This window comes from Streptomyces sp. NPDC041205 (assembly GCF_055591765.1).
Genome location: NZ_JBVIZH010000002.1, coordinates 1,001,188 through 1,025,099, shown reverse-complemented (window position 1 = coordinate 1,025,099; position 23,912 = coordinate 1,001,188). Strand labels below are relative to the sequence as shown.

Below are 23,912 nucleotides of genomic sequence, written 5' to 3'. Positions count from 1 at the left end.
GGCGAGGACAGTGACCGCCACCGCGGACGCCGACTGGGACGCGCTCCGGGAGGCGGCGCGGGACGCCATGTCCCGTGCGTACGCTCCCTACTCGGGATTCCCCGTCGGCGCCGCGGCCCTGGCCGACGACGGCCGCACCGTCACCGGCTGCAACGTCGAGAACGCCTCGTACGGCCTCGGCCTGTGCGCCGAGTGCGGCCTGATCTCCCAGCTCCAACTGACCGGCGGCGGCCGCCTCACGCACTTCACCTGCGTGGACGGCAAGGGCGACATCCTGATGCCGTGCGGCCGGTGCCGTCAGCTCCTGTACGAGTTCGGCGGTGCGGGGCTGCTTCTGGAGACGTCGTCCGGGGTGCGGTCGCTCGGTGACATGCTGCCGGACGCGTTCGGTCCGGAACACCTGAACTGACCTCTGAACTGGGCAAGGCCCCCGCCGAGTTGGCGGGGGCCTTGCCGCATGCTGGCTCTATGCGCGTAGAGTCGGCTCGACGCACGCCGGTCACTGACGACCGTCACCGCTGGAAGGGATTTGCTGCCATGGACGTAATCTCCGTCATTCGTACGAAGCGGGACCGGGGCGAGCTGAGCGACGAGCAGATCGACTGGGTGATCGACGCGTACACGCGCGGTGCCGTCGCCGACGAGCAGATGTCGGCCCTGGCCATGGCGATCCTCCTGAACGGCATGAACCGCCGTGAGATCGCCCGCTGGACGGCGGCGATGATCGCGTCCGGCGAGCGGATGGACTTCTCCTCCCTCGCCCGCCCCACCGCCGACAAGCACTCCACGGGCGGCGTGGGCGACAAGATCACGCTCCCGCTGGCCCCGCTGGTCGCGGCCTGCGGAGCGGCCGTGCCCCAGCTCTCCGGGCGCGGCCTCGGCCACACCGGCGGCACCCTCGACAAGCTGGAGTCGATCCCCGGCTGGCGCGCCCTCCTCTCCAACGAGGAGATGCTGAACGTACTGAACGACGCGGGGTCGGTGATCTGCGCGGCGGGCGACGGCCTGGCGCCCGCCGACAAGAAGCTGTACGCGCTCCGCGACGTGACCGGCACCGTCGAGGCGATCCCGCTCATCGCCTCCTCCATCATGTCCAAGAAGATCGCCGAGGGCACGGGTTCGCTGGTCCTGGACGTGAAGGTGGGCACCGGCGCGTTCATGAAGACCCTGGACGACGCCCGCGAGCTGGCCTCCACGATGGTCGGCCTCGGCACCGACCACGGCGTCCGCACGGTCGCCCTCCTGACGGACATGTCGACGCCCCTCGGCCTGACCGCGGGCAACGCCCTCGAAGTCCGCGAGTCCGTCGAGGTCCTCGCGGGCGGCGGCCCCTCCGACGTCGTCGACCTGACCCTCGCCCTGGCCCGCGAGATGCTCGTCGCGGCCGGGCTGCCCGACGCCGACCCCGCGAAGGCCCTCGCCGACGGCTCCGCCATGGACGTCTGGCGCCGGATGATCGCGGCCCAGGGCGGCGACCCGGACGCGGCCCTCCCGGTCGCCCGCGAGACGCACGTCGTCACGGCTCCCGCGTCCGGCGTCCTGACCCGCCTCGACGCGTACGACATCGGCGTCGCGGCCTGGCGCCTGGGCGCGGGCCGGGCCCGCAAGGAGGACGTCGTCCAGGCGGGCGCGGGCGTCGAACTCCACGCCAAGCCGGGCGACTCCGTGGTGGCGGGCCAGCCCCTCCTCACCCTCCACACGGACACGCCGGAGCGCTTTGAGTACGCCCTGGAGTCCCTGGAGGGGGCGTACGACGTGGCACCGGCCGGGACGGAGTTCTCGGCGCGGCCGATCGTGCTGGAGCGGGTCTCGGCCTGACACCGGGGCTCCGCCCGGGGGGTGTCCGAGGCCGGCTGGGAGCGTCGGGTTCTTTGATCCCGCACACACGAACACGGCCCGGCAGCGTCGCTTCCGGGCCGTGTTCGTCACCTGAGTGGGTGGATGCGGGGTGTGAGGGCGTGGGGGGTGTGGTTAGCGTCGTGGGAGTGGGTCCGCCTGTGTGGGTCGGGTCACTGACTTCCTCTCTGACTTCCTCGGTGCGGTCTGTCTCTCTGGCGATCTGTGTCGGTCCTTCCCGGCCCTTGAGGGTGCGTTCTCATGGTCTTCGGTCCGGCTGGGTGGCTGCTGGGGACGGACCGCGGAGATGCGGTGATCTTGATGTTCCGGACCATTCCTGTGGGGGTTGCCCTGGCCGCGGTGGCCGTGGCGGGGGCTGTTCCCCCGGCCCTGGCGGCCGGGGGAGCGCACCGGTCCGCCGCTCATGCCGCTTCGGTGCGGGCGGTGGAGGCCGTGGCGTGTACTGATGCGCAGGAGGACAGCGCCGACGCCGACACGGCCGGGCGTGACGCCGCGTTCAAGCAGTGCCACGCGGCCCGCGCCGCCAGCGCTGCCGCCCGCGCCGCCGGCGCCGCGGGCAAGATCCGCGAGTTCGAAGGCAAGTACGGCTCGGGCGGCGTCGTCAGCACTGGCGCCCCGGACGAAGCGGCCACCAAAGCTGCCGATGCCGCGGCCCACGCTGCCGAAGCCCTCGACTCCAAGACTGCCGCGACGCGGGCCGCCACCGCCGCCGCCCTCGCCCAGAGCAACGCTGACGATCTCGCCGCCCTCACGGCCAGGGTCGCCGCCAGCAGTGCCACCGTCGCCGAGAACGCCAAGCGAGAGGCCGACGACGCCGAAGCCACGGCCGCCGACGACGCCGCCAGCCTTCGCACCAACGCCGATGCCGCTGCCGCCAGGGCCGCTGAACTCGACAAGATCGCCAAGGCGGCTGCTGTCGCCGCGGCTCCGGCCGCTCCCGCCGCGGACGCGGCCAAGGCTGTAGCGGATGCCGAGGGGCTGGACGTGGCAAAGAACAAGGCAGCTGATGCCGCCGAACGCAAGGCAGTAGAGGCCCTGAATCCCTCTCAGGCCGGGAAGGCTGTTCGGAAATAGCTCATCATGGTGTGGCCGGGGTGCTGCACGCCCGCGTACGGCAGGCCCTCCGCCGGCCGTCGTGCACGCAAGCGCTACTCCGGCAACAACCGCCCCCTCCTCCCCAGCAGGAACTTCTTGAACGCCGCCACCGGCGCCGTGTCCGGATGCCCCTCCAGCCACGCCACCCCGATCTCCCGCACGGCCCGCTGCCCGGTGACGGTCAGTTCGACGACCCCGGGGCGGGCCACGGCGGGCGGTGGGAGCAGGGCCACGCCGAGCCCCGCCGCGACCAGGCCCCGCAGTGTCTCCGCCTCCTCGCCCTCGAAGGCGATGCGGGGGCGGAAGCCGGCCTCGGCGCACAGGTCGTCGGTGATGCGGCGCAGGCCGTAGCCGGGTTCGAGGGTCACGAAGGCCTCGTCGGAGGCCTCGGCGAGGCGGACGCGTTTGCGGGTGGCGAGGCGGTGGTCGTCGGGGACGACGAGGCGGAGGCGCTGTTCGTCGAGGCGGCGGGCGACGAGGCCGGGGGCGTCGGGGACGGGGGACGTCAGGCACAGGTCGAGTTCCCCGGCGCGCAGGCGGTCCAGCATGGCCTCGCCGTAGTTCTGGACGAGGGAGAAGCGGATGCGGGGGTGGTCCGCGCGGAAGGCGCGGATCAGGCCGGGGACGGTCTCGGAGCCCATGGTGTGGAGGAAGCCGAACGCCACCTTGCCGGAGGCGGGGTCGGCGTCCGCGCGGACCGATTCGACGGCCTTGCCCACCTCCGCGAGCGCCCGCTCGGCGGAGGCCAGGAACGTACGGCCCGCGGGCGTCAGCGACACCGTACGACCGTGCCGGGCGAACAACTCGACGCCCAGGTCCTGTTCGAGTCGCACCAGGGCGCGCGAGAGCGTCGACTGGGGCACCTCCAGCTCCCGCGCGGCCCGCGTGACGTGCTCGGTCCGGGCGACCCCGGCGAAGTACGCGAGCCGCGGAGCGAGCAGCCGCACGATGTGAGCTGTGTCCTCTGTGTCACTGTTCTGCGACAGGCGGACGCCTGACCTCTGCTGATGCTGCATGGGAACGATTATGGCGATTCCATGCATTGGACGCATGAGAATCGTGGTCGTACGTTCGTGGCATGCCTCCTGCCAGTAGCGGGGCGTCCGTCCTCCACGCGGTCGCCCTCACCCCGTCGTCCCCCGCTTCCCCTTCCCCCGCCGCCACGTCGACCAAGCCGATCGAATCGGCCGGGCCGACCGAATCCACGAACGACCACGACACGCGCATGGCACCGGGAGGCCCGGGCTTTCGCCGCATGAGCTTCGCCCTTTTCCTGGCGGGCGTCGCCACCTTCGCGCTCCTGTACTCCACCCAGGCCCTGCTCCCGCTGATCTCCGCCGACCTCGGCGTGAGCGCGTCCACGGCGAGTTGGACGGTCTCGGCGGCGACCGGCGCGCTCGCCCTGTTCGTGCTTCCGCTGAGCGCCCTGTCGGAGCGGTTCGGACGGCGCACGCTGATGACGGTCTCGCTGACGGTGGCCGTCGCCGTGGGCCTGCTGGTCCCGTTCGCGCCGAACATCGGCGTACTGATCGCGCTGCGCGCCGTGCAGGGCGCCGCGCTCGCCGGACTCCCGGCGTCCGCGATGGCGTACCTCGCCGAAGAGGTCCGCCCCAAGGCTCTCGTCGCCGCGATCGGCATGTTCGTCGCGGGCAACTCCATCGGCGGCATGAGCGGCCGCATCGTCACGGGCTGGGCCGCGCAGGCCTGGGGCTGGCGCTGGGCGCTCGCCGTGGTCGGCCTGCTCGCGGTGGCCGGCGCGCTCGCCTTCCGCGCCCTGCTGCCCGCCCCGCGCCACTTCACGCCGGGCACACTCAGCCCCAAGTCGCTGGCCCGCACGGTCCGTTCGCACCTGTCGAACCCGCTCCTGTGCCGCCTGTACGCGATCGGCGCGCTGTTCATGACCGTCTTCGGCGCGGTCTACACGGTGATCGGCTACCGCCTCACCGAGGGCCCGTTCTCGCTCCCGCAGGGCGTCATCGGCTCGATCTTCCTCGTCTACCTCGTCGGTACGGCGTCGTCGGCGGCGGCCGGGAAGCTGGTGGCGCGGCTCGGCAGGCGCGGCGCCCTGTACCTGGCCGTGAGCACCACCGCGGGCGGCCTGCTCCTGTCCCTGTCGACCTCGCTCGTCCTCGTCCTGCTCGGCCTGGTCCTGATCACGGCGGGCTTCTTCGCGGGCCACGCGGTCGCGTCCTCGTCGGTGAGCCGCACGGCCACCACGGGCCGCGCACAGGCCTCCGCGCTGTACCAGTCCGCGTACTACGTGGGCTCCAGCGCGGGCGGCACCCTCGGCGCCATGGCCTTCCACGCGGGCGGCTGGGGCGGCACGGTCAGCCTCGGCATCCTCGCCGTGCTCGGCGTCGTGTCGATCACGCTGTACGGGAGCCGGGTGGCGCGCGTGGAGCGGGTGACGGCGGCCCGCACCGCCTGACCTCCGGCTTCGGCACCCGGGTCAAAGGCGCACCACCGGTCCACCGGTGGTGCGCCTTTACCGTGGACGACCCCTTTGAGCTGCCGGTTTCGCCGCTCCGGAGGCCATTGTCAGTGGGCTGCGGTAGCTTCCGAGGTGCTGGGACCTCAGCGGAGCTGGGACTTCAGCGCCGACGAGCAGTCGCAGGCAGTGCAGGCAGCAGCAGGCAGAGGCACAGGGGTGGGTGGGATGAGCAACAGCACCGGGGCGACCACGGAACTGGACGCCGGACTGGAGAAGCACCGCGTCGAGCTGACGGGGTACTGCTATCGCATGCTGGGCTCGGCCTTCGAGGCCGAGGACGCCGTGCAGGACACGATGGTCCGCGCCTGGCGCAGCTTCGACAAGTTCGAGGGCCGCTCCAGCCTCCGCTCCTGGCTGTACCGCATCGCGACGAACGTCTGCCTGGACATGCTGAACGCGGGCAACCGCCGTGCCCGCCCCGTGGACCTCACCGCCTCCACACCCCTGGCCCAGGCGGCCCTGACCCCCCGCGCGGACAACGTCTGGCTCGAGCCGATACCGGACGGCCGGGTCCTGCCCACCATCGGCGACCCCGCCGAGGCCGCCGTCGCCAAGGAGTCGGTGCGCCTCGCCTTCATCGCCGCCCTGCAGCAACTGCCCGCCAAGCAGCGGGCGGTGCTGATCCTGCGCGAGGTCCTGGCGTGGAAGGCCAGCGAGGTCGCCGAGCTGCTCGGCACGACGGTCGCGTCCGTCAACAGCGCCCTCCAGCGCGCCCGCGCCACCCTCGCCGACCGCCCGGCCGACGACACGGCGACGTCCGACCCGCTGGACGACGAGCAGCAGAAGCTCCTCGACCGCTACGTCACGGCCTTCGAGGGGTACGACATGGCGGCGCTCACCGCCCTCCTCGCCGAGGACGCGGTCATGACGATGCCCCCGTTCGACCTGTGGCTGCGCGGCCCGCAGGACATCACGGGCTTCATGGCGACCATGGGCGCCCAGTGCGAGGGCTCCCGGCTGCTGCCCGTCGCGGTCAACGGCACCCCCGGCTTCGCGCAGTACAAGCCGGACCCCGACAAGGGCGGGTACATGCCCTGGGCGATCCAGGTCATCGAGATCTCAGCGGGCCGCGTCGCCGGATTCCACTGCTTCCTCGACACCCAGCGGTGGTTCCCGCTCTTCGGGGTCCCCCTCCACCTCGACGCATAGCTCCGTGAGGCCGACGAGCCGGAGCAGCGCCCACAGGGCCGGGGTGGGGCCGCGCAGTCGCAGCCCCGTCCCCGCCCTGCGGGCGGCCAGTCTGAGCCGCGCCACCGCCTCCACGGTCACGAGGTCGGCGGTGGTCACGGCGCCGACGTCGCAGATCACCTCGACGGCACCGGACGCGAGCACGACGGCGCGCAGGTCGGCGACCAGCCGCGGTATGTCGTCCTGACGGACGGGCCCGCTCATGACCAGCAGGTTCGGCGAATGTGCTTGAGTGACTGCCACGTTAGGGGGACCGCCCGCGCCCTCGGAACTCATCGGCAGTCCCCGGACTCTTCCCGCGCCCGCCGATCCTCGGCCCCGCCCCAGCCGCACCGCGGCCCCGAGCGTACGAGGCGACCGCCCAGTCATCCGCCACCAGAAAGCATCTGCGATGTCCTCGAACCGCGGATCCCCACGAAGGCCGACCTGCTGAGGGGAATGGGGCGCCCCGCATGCTGAAGCGCGAGCCCATGCGCGCGGCCTCAAAGCCCCGAACACCCCCGCAAGGGGTGACGAAGCCGCCTGGGCCACATGTCAGCCCGTCCGGCGTTCGAGGACGAGGCGCGAACGTTCGAGGACGAGGCGCGAAGCGCCGACTCTGCGGCGCCCCGTCCCGCCCGAAGGGAACACCCGCCCCCGGGGTCCAGGGGCGAAGCCCATGGTTTCGGGAAGGGGCGGGATCGGGGACAGCTCAGCGCAGCGTCTTCCCGAACCCCGAAGCCAACGGCATCCGTAACCCCAAAGGCGGCGGCGCAGCCAACGCGTCCTCGACCGGCCGGGCGTACCGATGCCCGAACAGCGCCCCCTGCACGAAATTCGAGGCCAGCGCCCGCACCTCGGCGTGATGCTGACTGAGCCGATGCCCGTCCGAGTGCACCTCGAACCGGCACACGTCCCGGTTCGCCTTCTTGGCCCGCTCGGCGAGCCGGAACGACAACTCGGGGTCGGTCCGCTCGTCATTCGTGCCGTGCACGATCATCACGTGCCGCCCGACGAGCTGCTTCACCGGCTCAGGCGGCGCGGCCACATCGTCCTCGGGCAGCCAAGGAGCCAGCGCCAGAACGGAGTTGACGGCGGAGTGCGCGGCGGCCCGCAGCGCCGCCCGGCCGCCCATGTCGACGCCGACGAGACACACGGGCACATCGCCGTAGCGGCGTACGACCTCGTCGGCCGCCCAGTCGGCGTCCCGCGCGAGCTGCGCCTCCGCGCCGTTCCAGCCGGCGACCCGATAGTGCACGACGTGCGCGGCGAGCCCGTCGGCCTGCCCGGCCCGGGCGAGGTGCCGCCCGAGGGAACGTATCGCCGCGGCGGCGAAAGGGGAGGGCTTGCGGGTGGACGTCTCGTGGCCACCCGGCAGCAGCAGCGCCACCGCGCTCACCGTCGAGGGGCGCGCGGCGACCGCACGCCCGAGTCTGGCCGTGCGCACGGGACGGGACGTCGCTTGCTGTGCCATGGCAGAACAGTGTCAGAAGTCATGGTGTATGCCACCTGTCCGCAGGGTCACTGTTACATATCGACCCGGTGAGTTCTACGCGCGTAGGAGTTAGAGTGCGGAAATGACGAGCCAGACCAGCAAGATCAGCGCAGCCGGCGGCCGACCGGGCCGTGCGGGCCACTCCGGCACCCCCGACTCGGAGCAGATCCGCCGCGCCCCGAAGGTCCTCCTCCACGACCACCTCGACGGCGGCCTGCGCCCCGGCACCATCGTCGAGCTGGCCCGCGAGAACGGGTACGAGGGCCTGCCCGAGACCGACCCCGACAAGCTCGGCGTCTGGTTCCGCGAGGCGGCCGACTCCGGCTCCCTGGAGCGGTACTTGGAGACGTTCGCGCACACCTGTGCCGTCATGCAGACCCGCGACGCGCTGTTCCGCGTCGCCGCCGAGTGCGCCGAGGACCTGGCCGAGGACGGCGTCGTCTACGCCGAGATCCGCTACGCCCCCGAGCAGCACCTGGAAGCGGGCCTGACCCTCGAAGAGGTCGTCGAGGCCGTGAACGAGGGCTTCCGCGAGGGCGAGCGCCGGGCGAAGGCCAACGGCCACCGCATCCGCGTCGGCGCGCTCCTCACCGCGATGCGGCACGCCGCCCGCGCCCTGGAGATCGCCGAACTCGCCAACCGCTACCGCGACCTCGGCGTCGTCGGCTTCGACATCGCGGGCGCCGAGGCGGGCTTCCCTCCCACCCGCCACCTGGACGCCTTCGAATACCTGAAGCGGGAGAACAACCACTTCACCATCCACGCCGGCGAGGCCTTCGGCCTGCCGTCGATCTGGCAGGCCCTGCAGTGGTGCGGCGCCGACCGGCTCGGCCACGGCGTGCGCATCATCGACGACATCAAGGTCGCCGACGACGGCACGGTCCAGCTCGGCCGCCTCGCCTCCTACGTCCGCGACAAGCGCATCCCGCTGGAGCTGTGCCCGAGCTCGAACCTGCAGACCGGCGCCGCGACCTCGTACGCCGAGCACCCCATCGGCCTGCTCCGCAAGCTGCACTTCCGGGCGACCGTCAACACCGACAACCGCCTGATGTCCGGCACCAGCATGAGCCGCGAGTTCGAGCACCTGGTCGGCACCTTCGGGTACACGCTCGACGACATGCAGTGGTTCACCGTCAATGCGATGAAGTCGGCGTTCATTCCTTTCGATGAACGGCTCGCCATGATCAATGACGTCATCAAGCCCGGCTACGCCGAGCTGAAGTCCGAGTGGCTCTTCCGCCAGACGGTCTCGACCAGCGGGTCCGTCGACAGCTAAACGGATCTTGTACGTCAACACGGCGGCCGGGAGCAGTAACTCCCGGCCGCTTTCGACTGTTTGCGGGCTGTACCAGCGGGTGCTTACCGTCGAGCCCCGCTCAACGCCCCCGTCATCAAGGACGCATTCAACATGAAGCAGTCTGCCGTCAAGACCCTCGGTGTCGCCGCCCTCGGTGCCGCCTTCGCCGCCACGGGCGCCGGTGCCGCGAGCGCCGCGGCCGGGCCGGACGCCGTGGGCGCCCTGAGCACGGTCGCCTCGACGCTGCCCCTGGAGGAGACCGCCCAGAGCCTGCCCGACGGGGCCCCCGAGGCCCTGGCCGCCGGCCACAGCGCGCTCCAGAGCGGCCTGAAGTCCGCCAAGCCCACCACCGACAAGCTCCTCCCGCTCGGCGGCGACGACCAGGGCGAGGACGGCGCCGCCGACCGGGCCATGAGCACCAAGCCCGCGCCGAAGCCCGCCGACCCGGTCAAGGGCCTGCTCGGCGGTGTCCCCGTCGCCCAGGGCCTGGGCACCAACGCCCTTCCCACCGACGCGGTGACCGGCGCGCTGCCGACCGGCGCCCTGCCCACCAACGCGCTGCCCCTGGGCGCGCTGCCCACCCAGGGCCTCCCGGTCCAGGGCCTGCCGCTCGGCTGACCCGAGCCGCCCGGCACACGCACGACGGGGCGTACCCTTGTGGGGGTGCGCCCCGTCGTCGTACCCGGACTGATCCGTCGGCGTACCGGACCGGAGCCGTCGTCACCAGGCCGTCTTCGCCTTGTTCTCAGTCGGGAGAACGATCCACATGGCGATGTAGAGCAGGAACTGCGGGCCGGGCAGCAGGCAGGAGAGCACGAACGCGACGCGCACGGTCGTGGCGGACCAGCCGAAGCGGCGGGCGATGGCAGCGCACACGCCGCCGATCATGCGGCCGTCGGTGGGGCGGGCAAGGGCGGACATGGGGGCTCCTCGTGGACCGTGGTCGGGTCTGGGACGGGAGGCTTCGGCTTGTCGTCGCCTCGGTATACCCAAGGTAGGTCCGCGAAACGGGCAAAGCGTCAGGCTACGGAGCGATCCCGACCCTGGGAATCTTCGGGGTCGCCCCCTGCGGGGCCTCCTCCCTGAGGCGGGCCGTACGGGGCCGCGCGGAGGAGCGGCGACGGCGAAGCCGGGCCCGCCCCGCGGGAACCACGGCGACATGGGCGAGCGCCACGCCCAGCGTGTTCAAAAGCAGCGAGTCGACGTCGACGACCTGACCGGGCACCCCGGTCTGCAGCAGCTCGATGCCCAGGGACAGCAGCGCCCCCGCCGCGACCGTGCGGGCGAGGGACGCCAGACGCGAGACGTCGAGCCGCCCCCCGACCAGTGGAAGCAGCACCCCGAGCGGCGCCAGAAGAAGCAGCGCCCCGCCGATCTGCCGGGCCGCCTGCTCCGGGCCGCGCTCCAGGTCCGCCTTGATGCCGGCCAGCGGCTCCAGGTTCGCCGCACTCACCCAGGGCACGTCCAGTGGGCGCAGCGTGATCCACGCGACGACCAGGAGATGCGCGGCGAGGAGAACCCCTCCCGCCGCGCGAAAGCGAATGGCGGCACCGCGCCCGCCCGAGCCTTGACGCACGCACCCCAAGACGCCGGTGGCGGCGGGATCGGTTCCGCTGCCGCTCGGACTCCTGCGTGCGAGGCCGGGAAGGCCCCGGCCCCCGGGCCCTCAGGAATCCAGCGACTGCGACGGCGGCGACACCGTGCCGGGGCGGGCCCGCACGGCCTGTGTGCACTCGTAGCGCTCCAGGCCGGTCCCGGCGGGTCCGCCCAGGACGACGGAGCCGTCGCCGTCCGACGCCGCGCTGTCCGCGTACGTGCACACGATCTGTGCGAGCGCGTGCGACGACAGGCTCTGCGGGCGGGTGCTCAGCCGCAGCGCCTCCTCCGGGTCGTCCCGCTGGGGGCCGGTGACGGTCATGCCGCGGCGCACGTCCGTGGCGTACCCGGCCTGCTTGGCGGCCTGGGACGGCGGCACCGACAACTCGTCGAGGAGCGCCTGCGCGATCCGCACCCGGTCCGTGGACGCCTTCTCCGTGGGGATCCGCACCGTCCGGTCGACGATCACCAGCTGCGACGCGCACACCAGGAAGATCTGCACGGGCACACCGGTGGACTCGGCGCGCGAGGAGATGTCCGGGCCCGACGCCACGCACGGCACCCGCGAGGGCGCCGCCCCGAAGTCGGTCGGCACCTCCGTGGAGCGGATGCCGCAGCCGGCCAGTGCGGCGGTGAGCACGGCGGCGGCGAGGGCGGCGCTCAGCCGTCGCCTGGTCATGTCGCTTCCTTGCCTTCCTCGGGGCGCTCCTCGCCCCGTTCCCCGTCGGCGTCCGCCCCGGTCTCCTGGTCGGGACCGGGCTCCGCCGTCAGCGGCGAGGCGTCCCGGGGCAGCCGCAGCGTGAACACCGCGCCCCCGGCGGGCGAGTTGGCCGCGGTGATCTCGCCGCCGTGGATGTGCGCGTTCTCCAGGGCGATGGAGAGCCCGAGCCCGCTGCCCTCCGACCGCGGCCGGGACGCGCTTGCCTTGTAGAACCGGTCGAAGACGTGCGGCAGCACGTCCTCGGGGATGCCCGGACCCCCGTCGCGCACGGAGATCACGAGGCTGTCGCCGTCCAGGCGCACCGACACCTTCACCGGGGAGCCGCCGTGCTTGAGGGCGTTGCCGATGAGGTTGGCGAGGATCACGTCGAGGCGGCGCGGGTCCAGGCGGGCGTGGATGCCGCGCTCGGCGTCCAGGTCGACGGCGTCGAGCCAGGCGCGGGCGTCGATGCACGCGGTGATCTGGTCGGCGAGGTCGACGTCGTCGAGGACGAGGCGGGCGGTGCCCGCGTCGAAGCGGGTGACCTCCATCAGGTTCTCGACCAGGTCGTTCAGGCGCCGGGTCTCGCTGACGACGAGGCGGACGGCGGGCTCGATCATGGGGTCGACGGAGCCGGTCTCGGCGTCCAGTTCCTCCTCCAGGACCTCCGTGACGGCGGTGATCGCGGTCAGCGGGGTGCGCAGCTCGTGCGACATGTCCGCCACGAAGCGGCGGCTCGCCTCGTCGCGGGCGCTCATGTCCGCGACCTTCTTCTCCAGGTTCTCCGCGGTGCGGTTGAACGTACGCGACAGATCCGCCAGCTCGTCCGTGCCCGACACCCGCAGACGCGTGTCCAGCTTGCCCTCGCCGAGCCTGCGCGCGGCCACGCCCAGGCGGTGCACGGGTTTCAGGACGGTCGTCGCGGCGGCCTGCGCGAGCAGCGCCGAGCCGACCAGGGCGAGGGCCGTGGCGATGGCCAGGGACCAGCCGAGCGAGCTGAGGTCCTTGGCCTCCGGCTCGAGCGACTTGAGCATGTAGCCCGTCGGCCCGCCGCCGATCACCTTGGCCCCGCCCACCAGGTACGGCGTGCCGTGGTCCACGGTCCGCTGCCAGTACAGGTGGTACGGGCTCTTGTTGCCGGAGGAGACCGACTGCTCCTTCTTGACCGCGTCCCGCAGCGCCTTCGGCACCTTGGCGAGCGTGAAGGCGTCCAGGTCGGAGTAGCCGTACACCTGGTCGCCGCTGGCGTTCTCGCTGATCAGCAGCACGCTGTAGCGCTGGCTGCTGTTCGCCATCTGCCCGGCGGCGGCCTGCAGCTCGTCCTGCGTGGGGTTCAGCGGCAGCGCGCCCGCGCGGGTCTGCAACTGCTGCCGGAAGTCCTTCAGGGCCGCGTCCTGCGCACGCGTCAGGACGGCCTCGCGGTTCAGCCAGTACGCGATGCCGGACGCGGACACGGCGGCGGTCAGCGCCACCAGCGCGAACACCACGACCAGGCGCAGCCGCAGACTGGTGAAGCGCAGGCCGGACAGGATCTTCTTGCGGGCCGCGGGCAGCCCGCGGAGCTTGTCGTGCGGTTTGGTCACTGAGGCGTGTCCAGCCGGTATCCCACGCCGCGCACCGTACGGATCAGCGTCGGCGAGGACGGCACGTCCTCCACCTTCGCGCGCAGCCGCTGCACACAGGCGTCGACGAGCCGCGAGTCGCCGAGGTAGTCGTGCTCCCACACCAGGCGGAGCAGTTGCTGGCGCGACAGCGCCTGCCCGGGCCTGCGGCTCAGCTCCAGGAGCAGCCGCAGCTCCGTCGGCGTCAGCTGCAGGTCCTCGCCGTTCTTCGTCACCGTCATCGCCGCGCGGTCGATCACGAGCGAACCGAACGTCGCCGCGTCGTTGGCCTCGCGCTCGCCGCGCCGGAGCACCGCGCGGATACGAGCGTCGAGCACCCGCCCCTGCACGGGTTTGACCACATAGTCGTCGGCCCCGGACTCCAGGCCCACGACCACGTCGATGTCGTCGTTGCGCGCGGTCAGCAGGATGATCGGCAGCTGGTCGGTGCGCCGGATGCGACGGCACACCTCGAAGCCGTCGATGCCCGGCAGCATCACATCCAGCACGATCAGGTCCGGACGCTGCTCGCTGAGCAGCTTCAGACCGTCCTCGCCGGTGGCAGCGGTGGCCACCCGGTGGCCCTGGCGCGTCAGCGAAAGCTCCAGGGCCGTCCGGATGGCGTCGTCGTCCTCGATCAGCAACAGGGAAGGCACAAACGTCATTCTGTCCCATGGTGCGGGCCCAGTTCGACTGTTGGCGGGGGTCTCACACCGCACCCACACGAGTGAGCCGCGCCCTTTCGGTGCCACGAGGCCTGTTGCAGGCCTGTGACAGTCGGGGGACACCGCCATGAAGTGGGCCGGGCAGAGTTTTGGTCACACGGAAATCCCAGACTCCACGACGGGGGGCGCGAGATGAACACGCTGCACAGCACCAGCTCAAGCGCAGTTGTCACGCGTCTGCACGACGTCCACCGGAGTTCTGAGAAGCACGAGAAGTCCGGTGCCGTGAGCGGGCGGGGGTGCGCTCGCGGCACCGGGCGTCAGCACACCACGTACATGACGGTGGTTGACGCACTCAAGGGCGGCGGTGACGGGGGAGCTCACGGGGGAGCCGCGTACAGGGAGGTCTCGGGGGAGCGGACGCAGTCCCGGACGGGCAGCGAGGACGCCGAAGCGGCGTTCACCGCCTACGTCCAGGAGCGCCGCGCCTCCCTGTACGCAACCGCCTACCACCTGACCGGTGACCGGTTCGAGGCCGAGGATCTGCTGCAGAGCGCCCTCTTCTCCACGTACCGCGCCTGGGACAGGATCAGCGACAAGGCCGCCGTCGGTGGCTATCTGCGGCGCACCATGACGAACCTGCACATCAGCGCCTGGCGTCGCCGCAAGCTCAACGAGTACCCGACCGAGGAACTGCCGGAGACGGTGGGCGACACGGACGCGATGCGCGGCACCGAGCTGCGCGCCGTGCTGTGGCAGGCCCTGGCCCGGCTGCCCGAACTCCAGCGCACCATGCTGGTCCTTCGTTACTACGAGGGCCGTACGGACCCGGAGATCGCGGACATCCTCGACATCAGCGTGGGCACGGTGAAGTCCAGCATCTGGCGGTCGCTCCGCCGGCTGCGCGAGGACGAGGTCCTCAGCTTCGGCCGTGACCAGGAGGAGTCCTTCGGCGAACTGGTCGCCTGAGGACGGGGGGACACGGGGGAAGAAGGAACGGGGGCCGTCGCTTCGGGGGAAGCGGCGGAAGCGGTGAAGGGGGACCCACCCGGGGGAACTGGGGGGTGGTGGGAACCCATGGGGGAAACGGGGGTCCACGGGGGACACGGGGACCAACGGGGGAAACAGACAGCGGGACCGGAAGGCCGGGGGGTCTTTCCGGGCCCGCTGTCTGGCGTTCGCCTCAGGCCGTTCGGGCGTGGGCCGCAAGCTCCTCGGCGTCGGCCTCAGGCCGCCGCGCGGGCCTTGACACAGCGGCCCGCCGCCGCGGCCGCGAGGCGACCGAGGGCCTCCTCCTTGCCGCAGGCGTGCGCGCCGAGCGCCGTCTGGCGGGCCACGATGGAGCGCTCCGCGCGCATCAGGCGCCAGCCGCGGCGCAGCAGGAACGGCACGGACTTGCGGCCCTCGCGCAGATCGCGCAGGAGGCGGCGCCGGAACGTCGTCGAGGGGCGGCCGCGCAGACAGATCGCGTCCGCGAGGACCCCCAGCTCACGGCAGCGGTCCACGATGTCGGCGGCGAAGATGCCCTCCGCGATGAACAGCGGCGTGCGCTCGATGTCGAGCGCCTCCTCGCCGACCCGCGAGCTGGTCGAGATGTCGTAGACCGGGACCCGGGTGCGGCCGGTCCGGCACAGCTCGCCGATCGCGGCGAGGGCGACGTCGGCGTCCCAGGACAGCGGGGAGTCCCAGTCGATGTCCGAAGTGCCGGCGACCTGAGGCAGCGACGGGTCGGTGCCTTCCTTGTAGAAGTCGTCGAGGCACAGCACGGGCAGTCCCGTGCGGGACGCGAACGACGACTTGCCCGAGCCGGAGGGGCCGGCGAGCAGCACGACTCGGGTGGGTATCGGGGGATGGGAACCCAATGCTGTGAACCTTCTCACCAGTGGTCTTGCCGACGGGGCGGCTGTGGCTGCCCCTTTCGGCCCTGCTGACCCCCGTGGTCCCGGGCGTCCCCGCTCCGGTCTCGGGTGCGCGCGCACCCGTGGGTACGCGCGCCTGAGGCCGGGTCGGTGCCGGGGGCTCGGGGTCCGGCGGGCCGTTGCTGCGGGCACGGCTCGTCGGCGGTGGTCCGGGCCATTATCAACCGGTGTGCGCCGGGTGCCCAGACCCGGGGCGGCGGCAATGCGCGGGCGCCCCGGACCGGCTTGCGGAAACGCTGTTTCTGTGTGCCGGGGCGGGCCAGGTGATGAAAGGCGACCTCGGGGGCGGCGGCGCTCGGGCCGTTCAGGATCGGCTGCGGACGGCCGCGCAGGTGCTGGTCGAAGAACGCGCCTACATAAGCGCCGGTGATCGCCGCCGCGCGGTGGCCGGGCAGGCCGTCCGGGTCGTCCTCGCCCAACTGTCCGGCCAGCGGCGCCAGGTCGGTGAAGGCGAAGTGGTCCGCCCCCGCCACCCGCAGCCAGCGCTTCCAGCCGCTGAGCCGGTCCCAGGCGGCCTCCCACGTCCTGTCCCGGCCGCTGTGGTCCTCAGCCGTCCCCACAAGCAGCATCGGGCGGCCGGACAGGTCCGACGCGGGGCCGACGTCGACGGCGGGCCCGTCCATGTTCGCCGCGGCCCGCACCCGGGCGTCGCCCGCCGTGGCCGCCGCCGCGCCCGCGCCGCCGAGCGAGTGCCCGGCCATGCCGACGCGCTTCTTGTCGATCAGGTCCGCGTGCCGCCACACCGGCCGGGCGCCGGTCAGCCGGTCCAGGACGAAGCGCAGGTCCTTGGCGCGGCCTCGCGCCGCGGGCCCGACGGCGTTCTCGTCGACCCGGCCGCAGGCCGCGCACGGCAGGATGCCCCGGCCGGGGAACTCCACGCCCACGGCCTCGTAGGCGTGGTCGACGACCGCGACGACGTACCCCCGGCTCGTCAGTTCCTCGGCCAGGCCCGTGAGGGTGGTGCCGGGCACGGAGAAGCCCGGTGACAGGACCACGAGCGGGTACGGGCCGGGTGCGGGGCGCGCGCCGACGCGGGTGTGGGTGCGGGTGCCGCTCAGGACCTCGGGCGGGACGCCCTCGATGCCCCGGTCCTCCAGGAAGAGCCGGGCGCCCTTGACGCTCATGTACGGCGCCGGGGTGCCGGTGCCCTTCCGCGCGGGGTAGTACAGCGACACCATCAGCTCCCGGTCGCCGGACCTCGGCACCCACGGGTCGCGGCGGCTGTGGTCCGTCAGGTGCAGGGAGGCGCGGCCGACGGCGCGGGGGCCGGTCGGCTCCGGCAGGCGCAGTCGGGGGCTCGGGGCCTCGGGCCGGGTGGACGCGGGCCCGGCGTTCGCGGTGCTGTCCCGGGCGGCCGCGGACGCGGGGGCCGCTTCGGCACCGGTGGCGAGGGCCGTGGCCCCGCCGGTGAGGGCGCAGGTGAGCAGGGCGGCGACGGCCTTGTGGCGGCGCGACTTCATGGGTGTGGGCTCCTCGGTCTCACGGCCGCACCCGTTCGCTGCGGGCGGCCTCGGCGACTTCAAGCTAGGAGCGGGGGGTGGTGCGGCGAGTCCCGCTGGGGAGCCGACTCCGGGGGTGGCTCCGGGGAGCCAGTCCGTCCGAGGAGTCAGTCGGCCCGGGGCGGCCGCCCGTCCTGGCCCTGGCTGCCGCCCGGCACGACGAGGCCGCTCTCGTACGCGAAGACCGCGGCCTGGGTGCGGTCGCGCAACTGGAGTTTGTGCAGGATGCGGCCCACATGGGTCTTGACCGTCTCCTCGGCGACGGTGAGCGCCGCGGCGATCTCCGTGTTGGACAGGCCTTGCGCGATCCGGGCGAGCACCTCCGTCTCCCGGCCGGTCAGCCCCTCGACCCGGGTGCCGGAGGCCCGCACCGGACCGGTGCCGAGGCGGGCGAACTCCGCGATGAGGCGCCGGGTGAGGTCCGGCGAGAGCAACGCGTCGCCGCCCGCCACCACGCGGACGGCCTCGGCGAGTTCGACGCCCGACGCGTCCTTGAGCAGAAAGCCCGCGGCGCCCGCGCGCAGCGCCTCGTACACGTACTCGTCGAGGTTGAAGGTGGTCAGGACCAGGACCTTCGGGTGGGTGTCGGGGTGCGCGGTGATGCGGCGCGTCGCGTCGATGCCGTCGACGCCGGGCATGCGGATGTCCATCACGATCACGTCCGGCCGCAGGTCCGCCGCGAGTCGTACGGCCTCCGCCCCGTCCCGTGCCGTCCCGGCGACCTCGATGTCCGGCTGGGCTCCGAGCAGGACCGAGAACGCGTCCCGGACCATCGCCTGATCGTCGGCGATCACCACGCGGATCGTCATGCGGGGGAGTCCTTGTCGGTGCGGGGGGAGGTGGTGGGGGCAAAGGTCGTGGCGGGTGGCGGGGTGGTGTGGGTCGGGAGGGTCGCGGTCACTTCGTACCCGCCCTCCGGCGCGGGGCCCGCGGCGAAGTCGCCGCCGAGCATCGCGACGCGCTCCCGCATGCCCGTGAGGCCGTGCCCCGCGCCCGGCGAGGGCGGGGCGGTCCCGGCGGCCGGGCCGTTGGTGACGCGCAGGGTCAACGTGCGGAGACCGTAGCCGAGTTCCACGGTCGTGGGGGCGCCGGGGGCGTGGCGCAGGGTGTTGCTGAGCGCCTCCTGGACGATGCGGTACGCCGACAGCTCCACGCCCGGCGGGAGCGCGCGGCGGGTTCCCGTCACGCTTGCCGACACCGGCAGGCCGGTGGCCCGCACCTGGGACAGGAGGGCGTCGAGCTGGTCGAGGGAGGGCTGCGGGGTGATGTCGGCCGGGGTGCCGTCGGCGGACTCGGCGCGCAGCAGGCCGAGCAGCCGGCGCAGTTCGGCCAGGCCCTCCAGGGCGTTGGCGCGGATCGACGCCAGCTCCGTGACCAGTTCGCGCGGCGGGTCCGGGACGCGGTAGGGGGCGGCGTCGGCCTGGATGGAGATCAGCGACATGTGGTGGGCCACCACGTCGTGCAGCTCACGGGCGATGCGGGCGCGCTCCTCGAGGACCGTGCGGCGCGCCCGCTCCGCCGCCGTCGCCTCGATCTGTTCGGCGAGGCGGGCGCGGTCCTCGCGGCGGCCCCGGCGGATCGCTCCCGCGAGCAGGGCGGTCGCGTACAGCGCGGTGCCGGTCGCGACCGTCGGCCAGGAGCCGACGCCCGCGCCCAGCGGCTTCAGGGCCGCTCCCAGGGCCGCGCTCAGGGCTGTCGCCGTCGCCGCCGGGAGCAGGGGGACGCGCAGGGCGAGCAGGAACAGGGTGCCGGCGTGGACCACCCAGGCCCACAACTCGTTGTCGTGCGTGGGCGGGTGGCCGAGGGAGATCGCCGCGAAGCAGGTGAGGGACAGCCAGTACGCCAGGGTCGGCCTGCGCAGGGCCAGCAGCAGGGTGGCCGCGTGGGCTGCCGCCAGGAGGCGGGCCGGCAGGTCGGCGCCCGTCGCGGCGAGCGCTGTGGCCGCGAGGGCGGTCAGGGTGTGGGGGAGGAAGCGGAGGGGGCGGGGCCAGGTGAGTGGGGGGAGGGGGGCCGGGGTGGGGGTGAGGAGGGGCTTGAGGGGGGCGAGAGGGGTGAGGGGGGTGGTGGTGAGGTCGCTCGTGGGAGGGGTGGCGGGCACGGTGAGGGTCCTTCGGGCGGGCGTGGTGGGTGCCGGTGGGCCCGGTGGTGGTGACGCTATGCGACCGCGGGGGTGGTGTGCGTCCCGCTCAGGGGCGGTTCCGGGGGGTAGCTCTCCAGGGGGATGAGGGCGGCGGGGCGGGCTGTCGGCGGGGGTTCGGGGCTTTGTGGGGTGGGGGCGGTCTTTGATATGCGGGGGGCGGTTCAACTACTCTTCGTGCACGCTCGATTACTTACGTATGTTCCGTAGAGGTGGTCCTCATGGCTCGAAACCCTGCACGTGACTCGGCGCGGCACTCGGCGTCGAAGACTTCTCCCGCCGCCCGGGCGCTGCTGCGCGCGGGGCTCGGCGTCTCCGTGGCGGGGGCGGCGTTGGGGCTCGGGGGTGGCGTCGCCAGTGCGGCGCCCGCGGTGGTGCCTGCGGCGGGGCTGGCCACGCCGGTGGGGGACGTCGACCCCGACAAGGCTGGGAACGCGCTCGCCGACGGGTTGCATCGGGCTACCGCTGGGGGGTTGGGGGCCGCGAAGAACCTTCGGCTCAATCCGTTGGCCGGGACGGGGGTTGATCCGCTCGACAACGCGGTGGGGACTCAGGTGGCCGACTTCAAGCCGGTGTCCACGGCTATGGCTACGAGGCCGTTGACCGAGGGCGGGTCGTTGGCGGAGATGCCGGTTGTGGGGGCGGTCGCTGGCGTGTTGCCTGGCTAGGGCCCTGCGGGGCTTTCCCCAGCCCCGCCCCTTCCCGAAACCGGGGCTGCGCCCCTGGGCCCCGGGGGTGGGTGTCCCGTTGCCGTGGGACGGGGGCGCCGTCGATCGGCCTGCGGCCTCGTCCTCAAGCGCCGGACGGGCTGGGATGGCCTGGGCGTCCCGTGCGGGTGGGACAGACCCCCGCCGAATCGGCGCTTCGCGCCTCGTCCTCAAGCGCCGGACGGGCTGAGAACTTCGCCGAGGCGGGCTGGAAGAGGCGGGCTGAAAGATGCCGCGGTGCGCTGCCCGAAACGCCCTCAGCCCGCCCTGGACGGCGGGCGGGCTGAGGGGTGATTCGGGGGTGGGTCAGTACGCCGAGCCCGAGGCGCCCAGGGAACCCGTGGGGTGCCAGACCGTTTTGGTTTCCAGGAACGTGGTCAGGCGGTGGGTGCCGGGGGTGGTGGTGAAGTCGGCGTCGGTTTCCACAGCCTGTGGGCGCAGTACGCGCTTCAGGTTGTCCGCCGCCGCGATCTCCAGGTCCTTCGCCAGGTCGGCGTCCGCGCCGGCCAGGTCCAGGCCGTTCACGTCCTGGTGGGCGGCGAGGGGGAGGGCCAGCTCCGCCGTCTTGCCGCTGAGGATGTTGACGACGCCGCCCGGCAGGTCCGACGTGGCCAGGACCTCGCCGAGGGAGAGGGCGGGGAGCGGGGACTTCGCGGAGGCGATGACGACCGCCGTGTTGCCCGCCGCGATCACGGGGGCCAGCACCGACACCAGGCCCAGGAACGAGGACTCCTGGGGGGCGACGACGGTGACCACGCCGGTCGGCTCGGGCGTGGAGAGGTTGAAGAAGGGGCCCGCGACCGGGTTCGCCCCGCCCACGACCTGCGCGATCTTGTCCGTCCAGCCCGCGTACCAGACCCAGCGGTCGATGGTCGCGTCCACGACGGCGGCGGCCTTGGACTTGGACAGGCCCTCCGCCTCGGCGACCTCGCGCACGAACTGCTCGCGGCGGCCCTCCAGCATCTCGGCCACGCGGTAGAGGATCTGGCCGCGGTTGTACGCGGTCGCGCCCGACCAGCCGCCGAACGCCTTGCGCGCGGCCACGACCGCGTCACGGGCGTCCTTGCGGGAGGACTGCGGGGCGTTGGCCAGCCACTTGCCCTTTGAGTCCGTCACCTCGTACACCCGGCCGCTCTCGGAACGCGGGAACTTGCCGCCCACGTACAGCTTGTAGGTCTTGAAGACAGTCAAGCGCTCGGACTTGTCAGACATCGAGGTACGCCTCCAGGCCGTGGCGACCGCCCTCGCGGCCGAAGCCCGACTCCTTGTAGCCGCCGAAGGGCGAGGTCGGGTCGAACTTGTTGAACGTGTTGGCCCAGACGACCCCGGCGCGGAGCCTGTTCGCGACCGCGAGGATGCGCGAGCCCTTCTCCGTCCAGATGCCCGCCGACAGGCCGTACTGCGTGTTGTTGGCCTTGGCCACGGCCTCTTCCGGGGTGCGGAAGGAGAGGACGGACAGGACCGGGCCGAAGATCTCGTCGCGGGCGACCGTGTGCGCCTGGGTGACGTTCGTGAAGAGCGTCGGGGCGAACCAGTAGCCCGACGTGGGGAGTTCGCACGGCGCCGACCAGCGCTCGGCGCCCTCCGCCTCGCCCGTCTCGGCGAGCGCCGTGATGCGGGCCAGTTGCTCGGCGGAGTTGATCGCGCCGATGTCGGTGTTCTTGTCGAGCGGGTCGCCCAGGCGGAGGGTCGACAGGCGGCGCTTGAGGGAGTCGAGGAGTTCGTCCTGGACCGACTCCTGGACCAGGAGGCGGCTGCCCGCGCAGCAGACCTGGCCCTGGTTGAAGAAGATGCCCGTGACGATGCCCTCGACGGCCTGGTCGATCGGCGCGTCGTCGAAGACGATGTTGGCGCCCTTGCCGCCCAGCTCAAGGGTGAGCTTCTTGTCCGTGCCCGCCACCGACCGCGCGATCTGCTTGCCGACGGCCGTGGAGCCCGTGAACGCCACCTTGTTCACGTCCGGGTGCGCGGTCAGGGCCGCGCCCGCGTCGCCGTATCCGGGGAGGATGTTGACGACGCCCTTCGGGAGGCCCGCCTGGCGGCAGATGTCCGCGAAGAACAGGGCCGAGAGGGGGGTCGTCTCGGCGGGCTTGAGGACGACCGTGTTGCCCGTCGCGAGCGCCGGGGCGATCTTCCACGCCAGCATCAGGAGCGGGAAGTTCCAGGGGATGACCTGGCCCGCGACGCCCAGCGGGCGCGGGTTCGCGCCGTACCCGGCGTGGTCGAGCTTGTCGGCCCAGCCCGCGTAGTAGAAGAAGTGCGCGGCGACCAGGGGGAGGTCCGCGTCGCGGGTCTCCTTGATCGGCTTGCCGTTGTCCAGGGTCTCCAGGACGGCCAGCTCGCGGCTGCGCTCCTGGATGACGCGGGCGATGCGGAAGAGGTACTTCGCGCGCTCGGCACCCGGAAGCGCGGACCACTTCTCGAAGGCCTTGCGGGCCGCCTTCACGGCACGGTCGACATCGGCCTCGCCCGCCTGCGCGACCTCGGAGAGGACCTCCTCGGTCGACGGGGAGACGGACTTGAAGACCTTGCCGTCGGCCGCCTCGGTGAACTCACCGTCGATGAACAGGCCGTACGACGGGGCGATGTCGACGACCGAGCGGGACTCGGGGGCCGGCGCGTACTCGAAGATCGATTTCGGATTTGCCATGGGTCTCAGTCCACCGTCACGTAGTCAGGGCCGGAGTAGCGTCCGGTGGCCAGCTTCTGGCGCTGCATCAGCAGGTCGTTGAGCAGACTCGACGCGCCGAAGCGGAACCAGTGGTTGTCCAGCCAGTCCGCGCCCGCGGTCTCGTTGACCAGGACCAGGAACTTGATGGCGTCCTTGGACGTCCGGATGCCACCGGCGGGCTTCACGCCCACCTGGACGCCGGTCTGCGCGCGGAAGTCGCGCACGGCCTCCAGCATGAGGAGGGTGTTCGCGGGGGTCGCGTTCACCCCGACCTTGCCGGTCGACGTCTTGATGAAGTCCGCTCCCGCGAGCATGCCGATCCAGCTCGCGCGGCGGATGTTGTCGTACGTCGAGAGTTCGCCGGTCTCGAAGATCACCTTCAGGCGGGCCCGCGCGGAGGCCTCCTTCACGGCGACGATCTCCTCGTACACCTTCATGTAGTCGCCGGAGAGGAACGCGCCCCGGTCGATGACCATGTCGATCTCGTCGGCGCCCGCGGCCACCGCGTCGCGGACGTCCGCCAGCTTCACGTCCAGGGCCGCGCGGCCCGCCGGGAACGCCGTCGCCACCGAGGCGACCTTCACGTCCGTGCCCGCGACGGCCTGCTTCGCCGTGGCGACCATGTCCGGGTACACACAGACCGCGGCCGTGCGCGGCGTCGTGCGGTCCGTCGGGTCCGGGTGGACGGCCTTCGCGCCGAGCGCGCGGACCTTGCCCGCGGTGTCGGCGCCCTCCAGGGTCGTCAGGTCGATCATGGAGATGGCCAGGTCGATGGCGTACGCCTTCGCCGAGGTCTTGATCGAACGCGTCCCGAGAGCGGCGGCGCGGGCCTCCAGGCCGACCGCGTCCACGCCCGGGAGGCCGTGCAGGAAGCGGCGGAGGGTGGCCGCCGACGCCGTGACGTCGGCGAAGGGGGTGCCGGTGGGTGTGGCTGCCCCTGGGGGTGGTGTCGTCGTCGGCATAGTCACGAGGGGAGCATATCTACGCGCGTAGCGGCGTGTACAGGGGGCGGTGC

General features: G+C 72.6%; 23 protein-coding genes. 8 read left to right on the top strand and 15 right to left on the bottom strand.

Features of this window, described 5'->3' with window-relative positions; translation table 11 throughout:
• The first annotated feature begins 67 nt into the window (after positions 1–67).
• From ACZ6BG_RS11490 to ACZ6BG_RS11480, 3 genes are all read left to right on the top strand, one after another.
• Positions 68–409, top strand: a complete 342-nt coding sequence (locus ACZ6BG_RS11490) for a cytidine deaminase (RefSeq protein ID WP_469000224.1) — start codon at positions 68–70, stop codon at positions 407–409.
• A gap of 128 nt (positions 410–537) precedes the next feature.
• Entirely contained in the window at positions 538–1,818 is a 1,281-nt protein-coding gene (locus ACZ6BG_RS11485) for a thymidine phosphorylase (RefSeq protein ID WP_468999688.1), read from the top strand.
• Positions 1,819–2,148: 330 nt separating this feature from the next.
• Positions 2,149–2,931: a hypothetical protein gene (locus tag ACZ6BG_RS11480; protein WP_468999687.1), complete on the top strand. Its 783-nt coding sequence runs from the start codon at positions 2,149–2,151 to the stop codon at positions 2,929–2,931.
• A gap of 74 nt (positions 2,932–3,005) precedes the next feature.
• Here the strand turns inward: ACZ6BG_RS11480 and ACZ6BG_RS11475 are convergent, their stop codons facing one another.
• Positions 3,006–3,968: a LysR family transcriptional regulator gene (locus ACZ6BG_RS11475; protein ID WP_468451074.1), complete on the bottom strand. Its 963-nt coding sequence runs from the start codon at positions 3,966–3,968 to the stop codon at positions 3,006–3,008.
• Between the two features lie 62 nt (positions 3,969–4,030).
• Here ACZ6BG_RS11475 and ACZ6BG_RS11470 point away from each other — a divergent pair, with 62 nt between their 5' ends.
• Both ACZ6BG_RS11470 and ACZ6BG_RS11465 read left to right on the top strand, forming a co-directional pair.
• A complete protein-coding gene (locus ACZ6BG_RS11470) occupies positions 4,031–5,380 on the top strand; it encodes an MFS transporter (RefSeq protein WP_468999686.1) in 1,350 nt (449 codons plus the stop codon).
• A 228-nt stretch (positions 5,381–5,608) separates the two neighbouring features.
• Entirely contained in the window at positions 5,609–6,592 is a 984-nt protein-coding gene (locus tag ACZ6BG_RS11465; protein WP_468999685.1) for a sigma-70 family RNA polymerase sigma factor, read from the top strand.
• Here the strand turns inward: ACZ6BG_RS11465 and ACZ6BG_RS11460 are convergent.
• Positions 6,503–6,835 (bottom strand): STAS domain-containing protein, encoded by a 333-nt coding sequence (locus tag ACZ6BG_RS11460; RefSeq protein ID WP_468999684.1) that lies wholly within the window; start codon positions 6,833–6,835, stop codon positions 6,503–6,505. The genes ACZ6BG_RS11465 and ACZ6BG_RS11460 overlap by 90 nt on opposite strands.
• A gap of 487 nt (positions 6,836–7,322) precedes the next feature.
• Positions 7,323–8,084 (bottom strand): alpha/beta hydrolase, encoded by a 762-nt coding sequence (locus tag ACZ6BG_RS11455; protein ID WP_468999683.1) that lies wholly within the window; start codon positions 8,082–8,084, stop codon positions 7,323–7,325.
• Positions 8,085–8,187: 103 nt separating this feature from the next.
• On the opposite strand from ACZ6BG_RS11455, the gene ACZ6BG_RS11450 reads away from it, so the two are divergent.
• Positions 8,188–9,381, top strand: coding sequence for an adenosine deaminase (locus tag ACZ6BG_RS11450; RefSeq protein WP_468999682.1), 1,194 nt, complete (start codon positions 8,188–8,190; stop codon positions 9,379–9,381).
• A gap of 132 nt (positions 9,382–9,513) precedes the next feature.
• Positions 9,514–10,020 carry an ATP-binding protein gene (locus ACZ6BG_RS11445; RefSeq protein WP_468999681.1) on the top strand — a complete coding sequence of 169 codons (507 nt, stop codon included), beginning with the start codon at positions 9,514–9,516 and terminating at the stop codon, positions 10,018–10,020.
• 102 nt (positions 10,021–10,122) lie between these two features.
• On the opposite strand, the gene ACZ6BG_RS11440 is transcribed toward ACZ6BG_RS11445, so the two are convergent.
• From ACZ6BG_RS11440 to afsQ1, 5 genes are all read right to left on the bottom strand, one after another.
• Complete coding sequence (locus ACZ6BG_RS11440; protein WP_468999680.1) at positions 10,123–10,323, bottom strand: PspC domain-containing protein; 201 nt, start codon at positions 10,321–10,323, stop codon at positions 10,123–10,125.
• Positions 10,324–10,426: 103 nt separating this feature from the next.
• On the bottom strand, positions 10,427–10,978 hold the full coding sequence (locus tag ACZ6BG_RS11435) for a VanZ family protein (RefSeq protein ID WP_468999679.1): 552 nt from the start codon (positions 10,976–10,978) through the stop codon (positions 10,427–10,429).
• A 90-nt stretch (positions 10,979–11,068) separates the two neighbouring features.
• A complete protein-coding gene (locus ACZ6BG_RS11430) occupies positions 11,069–11,677 on the bottom strand; it encodes a hypothetical protein (RefSeq protein WP_468999678.1) in 609 nt (202 codons plus the stop codon).
• Positions 11,674–13,281 carry an ATP-binding protein gene (locus ACZ6BG_RS11425; RefSeq protein WP_468999677.1) on the bottom strand — a complete coding sequence of 536 codons (1,608 nt, stop codon included), beginning with the start codon at positions 13,279–13,281 and terminating at the stop codon, positions 11,674–11,676. Before ACZ6BG_RS11425 ends, ACZ6BG_RS11430 begins: the two co-directional genes overlap by 4 nt.
• Positions 13,278–13,955 (bottom strand): two-component system response regulator AfsQ1, encoded by a 678-nt coding sequence (gene afsQ1 / locus ACZ6BG_RS11420; RefSeq protein ID WP_037659607.1) that lies wholly within the window; start codon positions 13,953–13,955, stop codon positions 13,278–13,280. The genes ACZ6BG_RS11425 and afsQ1 overlap by 4 nt, the downstream gene beginning before the upstream one ends.
• A gap of 201 nt (positions 13,956–14,156) precedes the next feature.
• On the opposite strand from afsQ1, the gene ACZ6BG_RS11415 reads away from it, so the two are divergent.
• The gene (locus ACZ6BG_RS11415) at positions 14,157–14,933 is read left to right on the top strand and encodes a SigE family RNA polymerase sigma factor (protein ID WP_190114670.1); all 777 of its coding nucleotides are present in this window, start codon (positions 14,157–14,159) and stop codon (positions 14,931–14,933) included.
• A 257-nt stretch (positions 14,934–15,190) separates the two neighbouring features.
• Here ACZ6BG_RS11415 and ACZ6BG_RS11410 read toward each other — a convergent pair whose 3' ends face one another.
• The 7 genes from ACZ6BG_RS11410 to deoC all read right to left on the bottom strand — a co-directional run bounded on the left by ACZ6BG_RS11410 (position 15,191) and on the right by deoC (position 23,865).
• Positions 15,191–15,826: a uridine kinase family protein gene (locus ACZ6BG_RS11410; protein ID WP_468999676.1), complete on the bottom strand. Its 636-nt coding sequence runs from the start codon at positions 15,824–15,826 to the stop codon at positions 15,191–15,193.
• A 14-nt stretch (positions 15,827–15,840) separates the two neighbouring features.
• Positions 15,841–17,343: an alpha/beta hydrolase family protein gene (locus ACZ6BG_RS11405; protein ID WP_468999675.1), complete on the bottom strand. Its 1,503-nt coding sequence runs from the start codon at positions 17,341–17,343 to the stop codon at positions 15,841–15,843.
• 146 nt (positions 17,344–17,489) lie between these two features.
• Complete coding sequence (locus ACZ6BG_RS11400; protein WP_468999674.1) at positions 17,490–18,191, bottom strand: response regulator; 702 nt, start codon at positions 18,189–18,191, stop codon at positions 17,490–17,492.
• On the bottom strand, positions 18,188–19,480 hold the full coding sequence (locus tag ACZ6BG_RS11395; protein WP_468999673.1) for a sensor histidine kinase: 1,293 nt from the start codon (positions 19,478–19,480) through the stop codon (positions 18,188–18,190). Before ACZ6BG_RS11395 ends, ACZ6BG_RS11400 begins: the two co-directional genes overlap by 4 nt.
• Before the next feature lie 1,052 nt (positions 19,481–20,532).
• Positions 20,533–21,438, bottom strand: coding sequence for an aldehyde dehydrogenase family protein (locus tag ACZ6BG_RS11390; protein WP_468999672.1), 906 nt, complete (start codon positions 21,436–21,438; stop codon positions 20,533–20,535).
• On the bottom strand, positions 21,431–22,876 hold the full coding sequence (locus ACZ6BG_RS11385; protein ID WP_468999671.1) for an aldehyde dehydrogenase family protein: 1,446 nt from the start codon (positions 22,874–22,876) through the stop codon (positions 21,431–21,433). The genes ACZ6BG_RS11390 and ACZ6BG_RS11385 overlap by 8 nt, the downstream gene beginning before the upstream one ends.
• A gap of 5 nt (positions 22,877–22,881) precedes the next feature.
• Positions 22,882–23,865, bottom strand: coding sequence for a deoxyribose-phosphate aldolase (gene deoC / locus ACZ6BG_RS11380; protein WP_468999670.1), 984 nt, complete (start codon positions 23,863–23,865; stop codon positions 22,882–22,884).
• Positions 23,866–23,912: the final 47 nt, after the last annotated feature.

Coding starts and splice junctions, on each gene's coding strand:
- ACZ6BG_RS11490 (WP_469000224.1), top strand. CDS start 68: ATGTCCCGTGCGTACGCTCCCTACTCGGGATTCCCCGTCGGCGCCGCG.
- ACZ6BG_RS11485 (WP_468999688.1), top strand. CDS start 538: ATGGACGTAATCTCCGTCATTCGTACGAAGCGGGACCGGGGCGAGCTG.
- ACZ6BG_RS11475 (WP_468451074.1), bottom strand. CDS start 3,968: ATGCAGCATCAGCAGAGGTCAGGCGTCCGCCTGTCGCAGAACAGTGAC.
- ACZ6BG_RS11470 (WP_468999686.1), top strand. CDS start 4,031: ATGCCTCCTGCCAGTAGCGGGGCGTCCGTCCTCCACGCGGTCGCCCTC.
- ACZ6BG_RS11465 (WP_468999685.1), top strand. CDS start 5,609: ATGAGCAACAGCACCGGGGCGACCACGGAACTGGACGCCGGACTGGAG.
- ACZ6BG_RS11460 (WP_468999684.1), bottom strand. CDS start 6,835: ATGAGCGGGCCCGTCCGTCAGGACGACATACCGCGGCTGGTCGCCGAC.
- ACZ6BG_RS11455 (WP_468999683.1), bottom strand. CDS start 8,084: ATGGCACAGCAAGCGACGTCCCGTCCCGTGCGCACGGCCAGACTCGGG.
- ACZ6BG_RS11450 (WP_468999682.1), top strand. CDS start 8,188: ATGACGAGCCAGACCAGCAAGATCAGCGCAGCCGGCGGCCGACCGGGC.
- ACZ6BG_RS11445 (WP_468999681.1), top strand. CDS start 9,514: ATGAAGCAGTCTGCCGTCAAGACCCTCGGTGTCGCCGCCCTCGGTGCC.
- ACZ6BG_RS11440 (WP_468999680.1), bottom strand. CDS start 10,323: ATGTCCGCCCTTGCCCGCCCCACCGACGGCCGCATGATCGGCGGCGTG.
- ACZ6BG_RS11430 (WP_468999678.1), bottom strand. CDS start 11,677: ATGACCAGGCGACGGCTGAGCGCCGCCCTCGCCGCCGCCGTGCTCACC.
- ACZ6BG_RS11415 (WP_190114670.1), top strand. CDS start 14,157: ATGAACACGCTGCACAGCACCAGCTCAAGCGCAGTTGTCACGCGTCTG.
- ACZ6BG_RS11405 (WP_468999675.1), bottom strand. CDS start 17,343: ATGAAGTCGCGCCGCCACAAGGCCGTCGCCGCCCTGCTCACCTGCGCC.
- ACZ6BG_RS11400 (WP_468999674.1), bottom strand. CDS start 18,191: ATGACGATCCGCGTGGTGATCGCCGACGATCAGGCGATGGTCCGGGAC.
- ACZ6BG_RS11390 (WP_468999672.1), bottom strand. CDS start 21,438: ATGTCTGACAAGTCCGAGCGCTTGACTGTCTTCAAGACCTACAAGCTG.
- ACZ6BG_RS11385 (WP_468999671.1), bottom strand. CDS start 22,876: ATGGCAAATCCGAAATCGATCTTCGAGTACGCGCCGGCCCCCGAGTCC.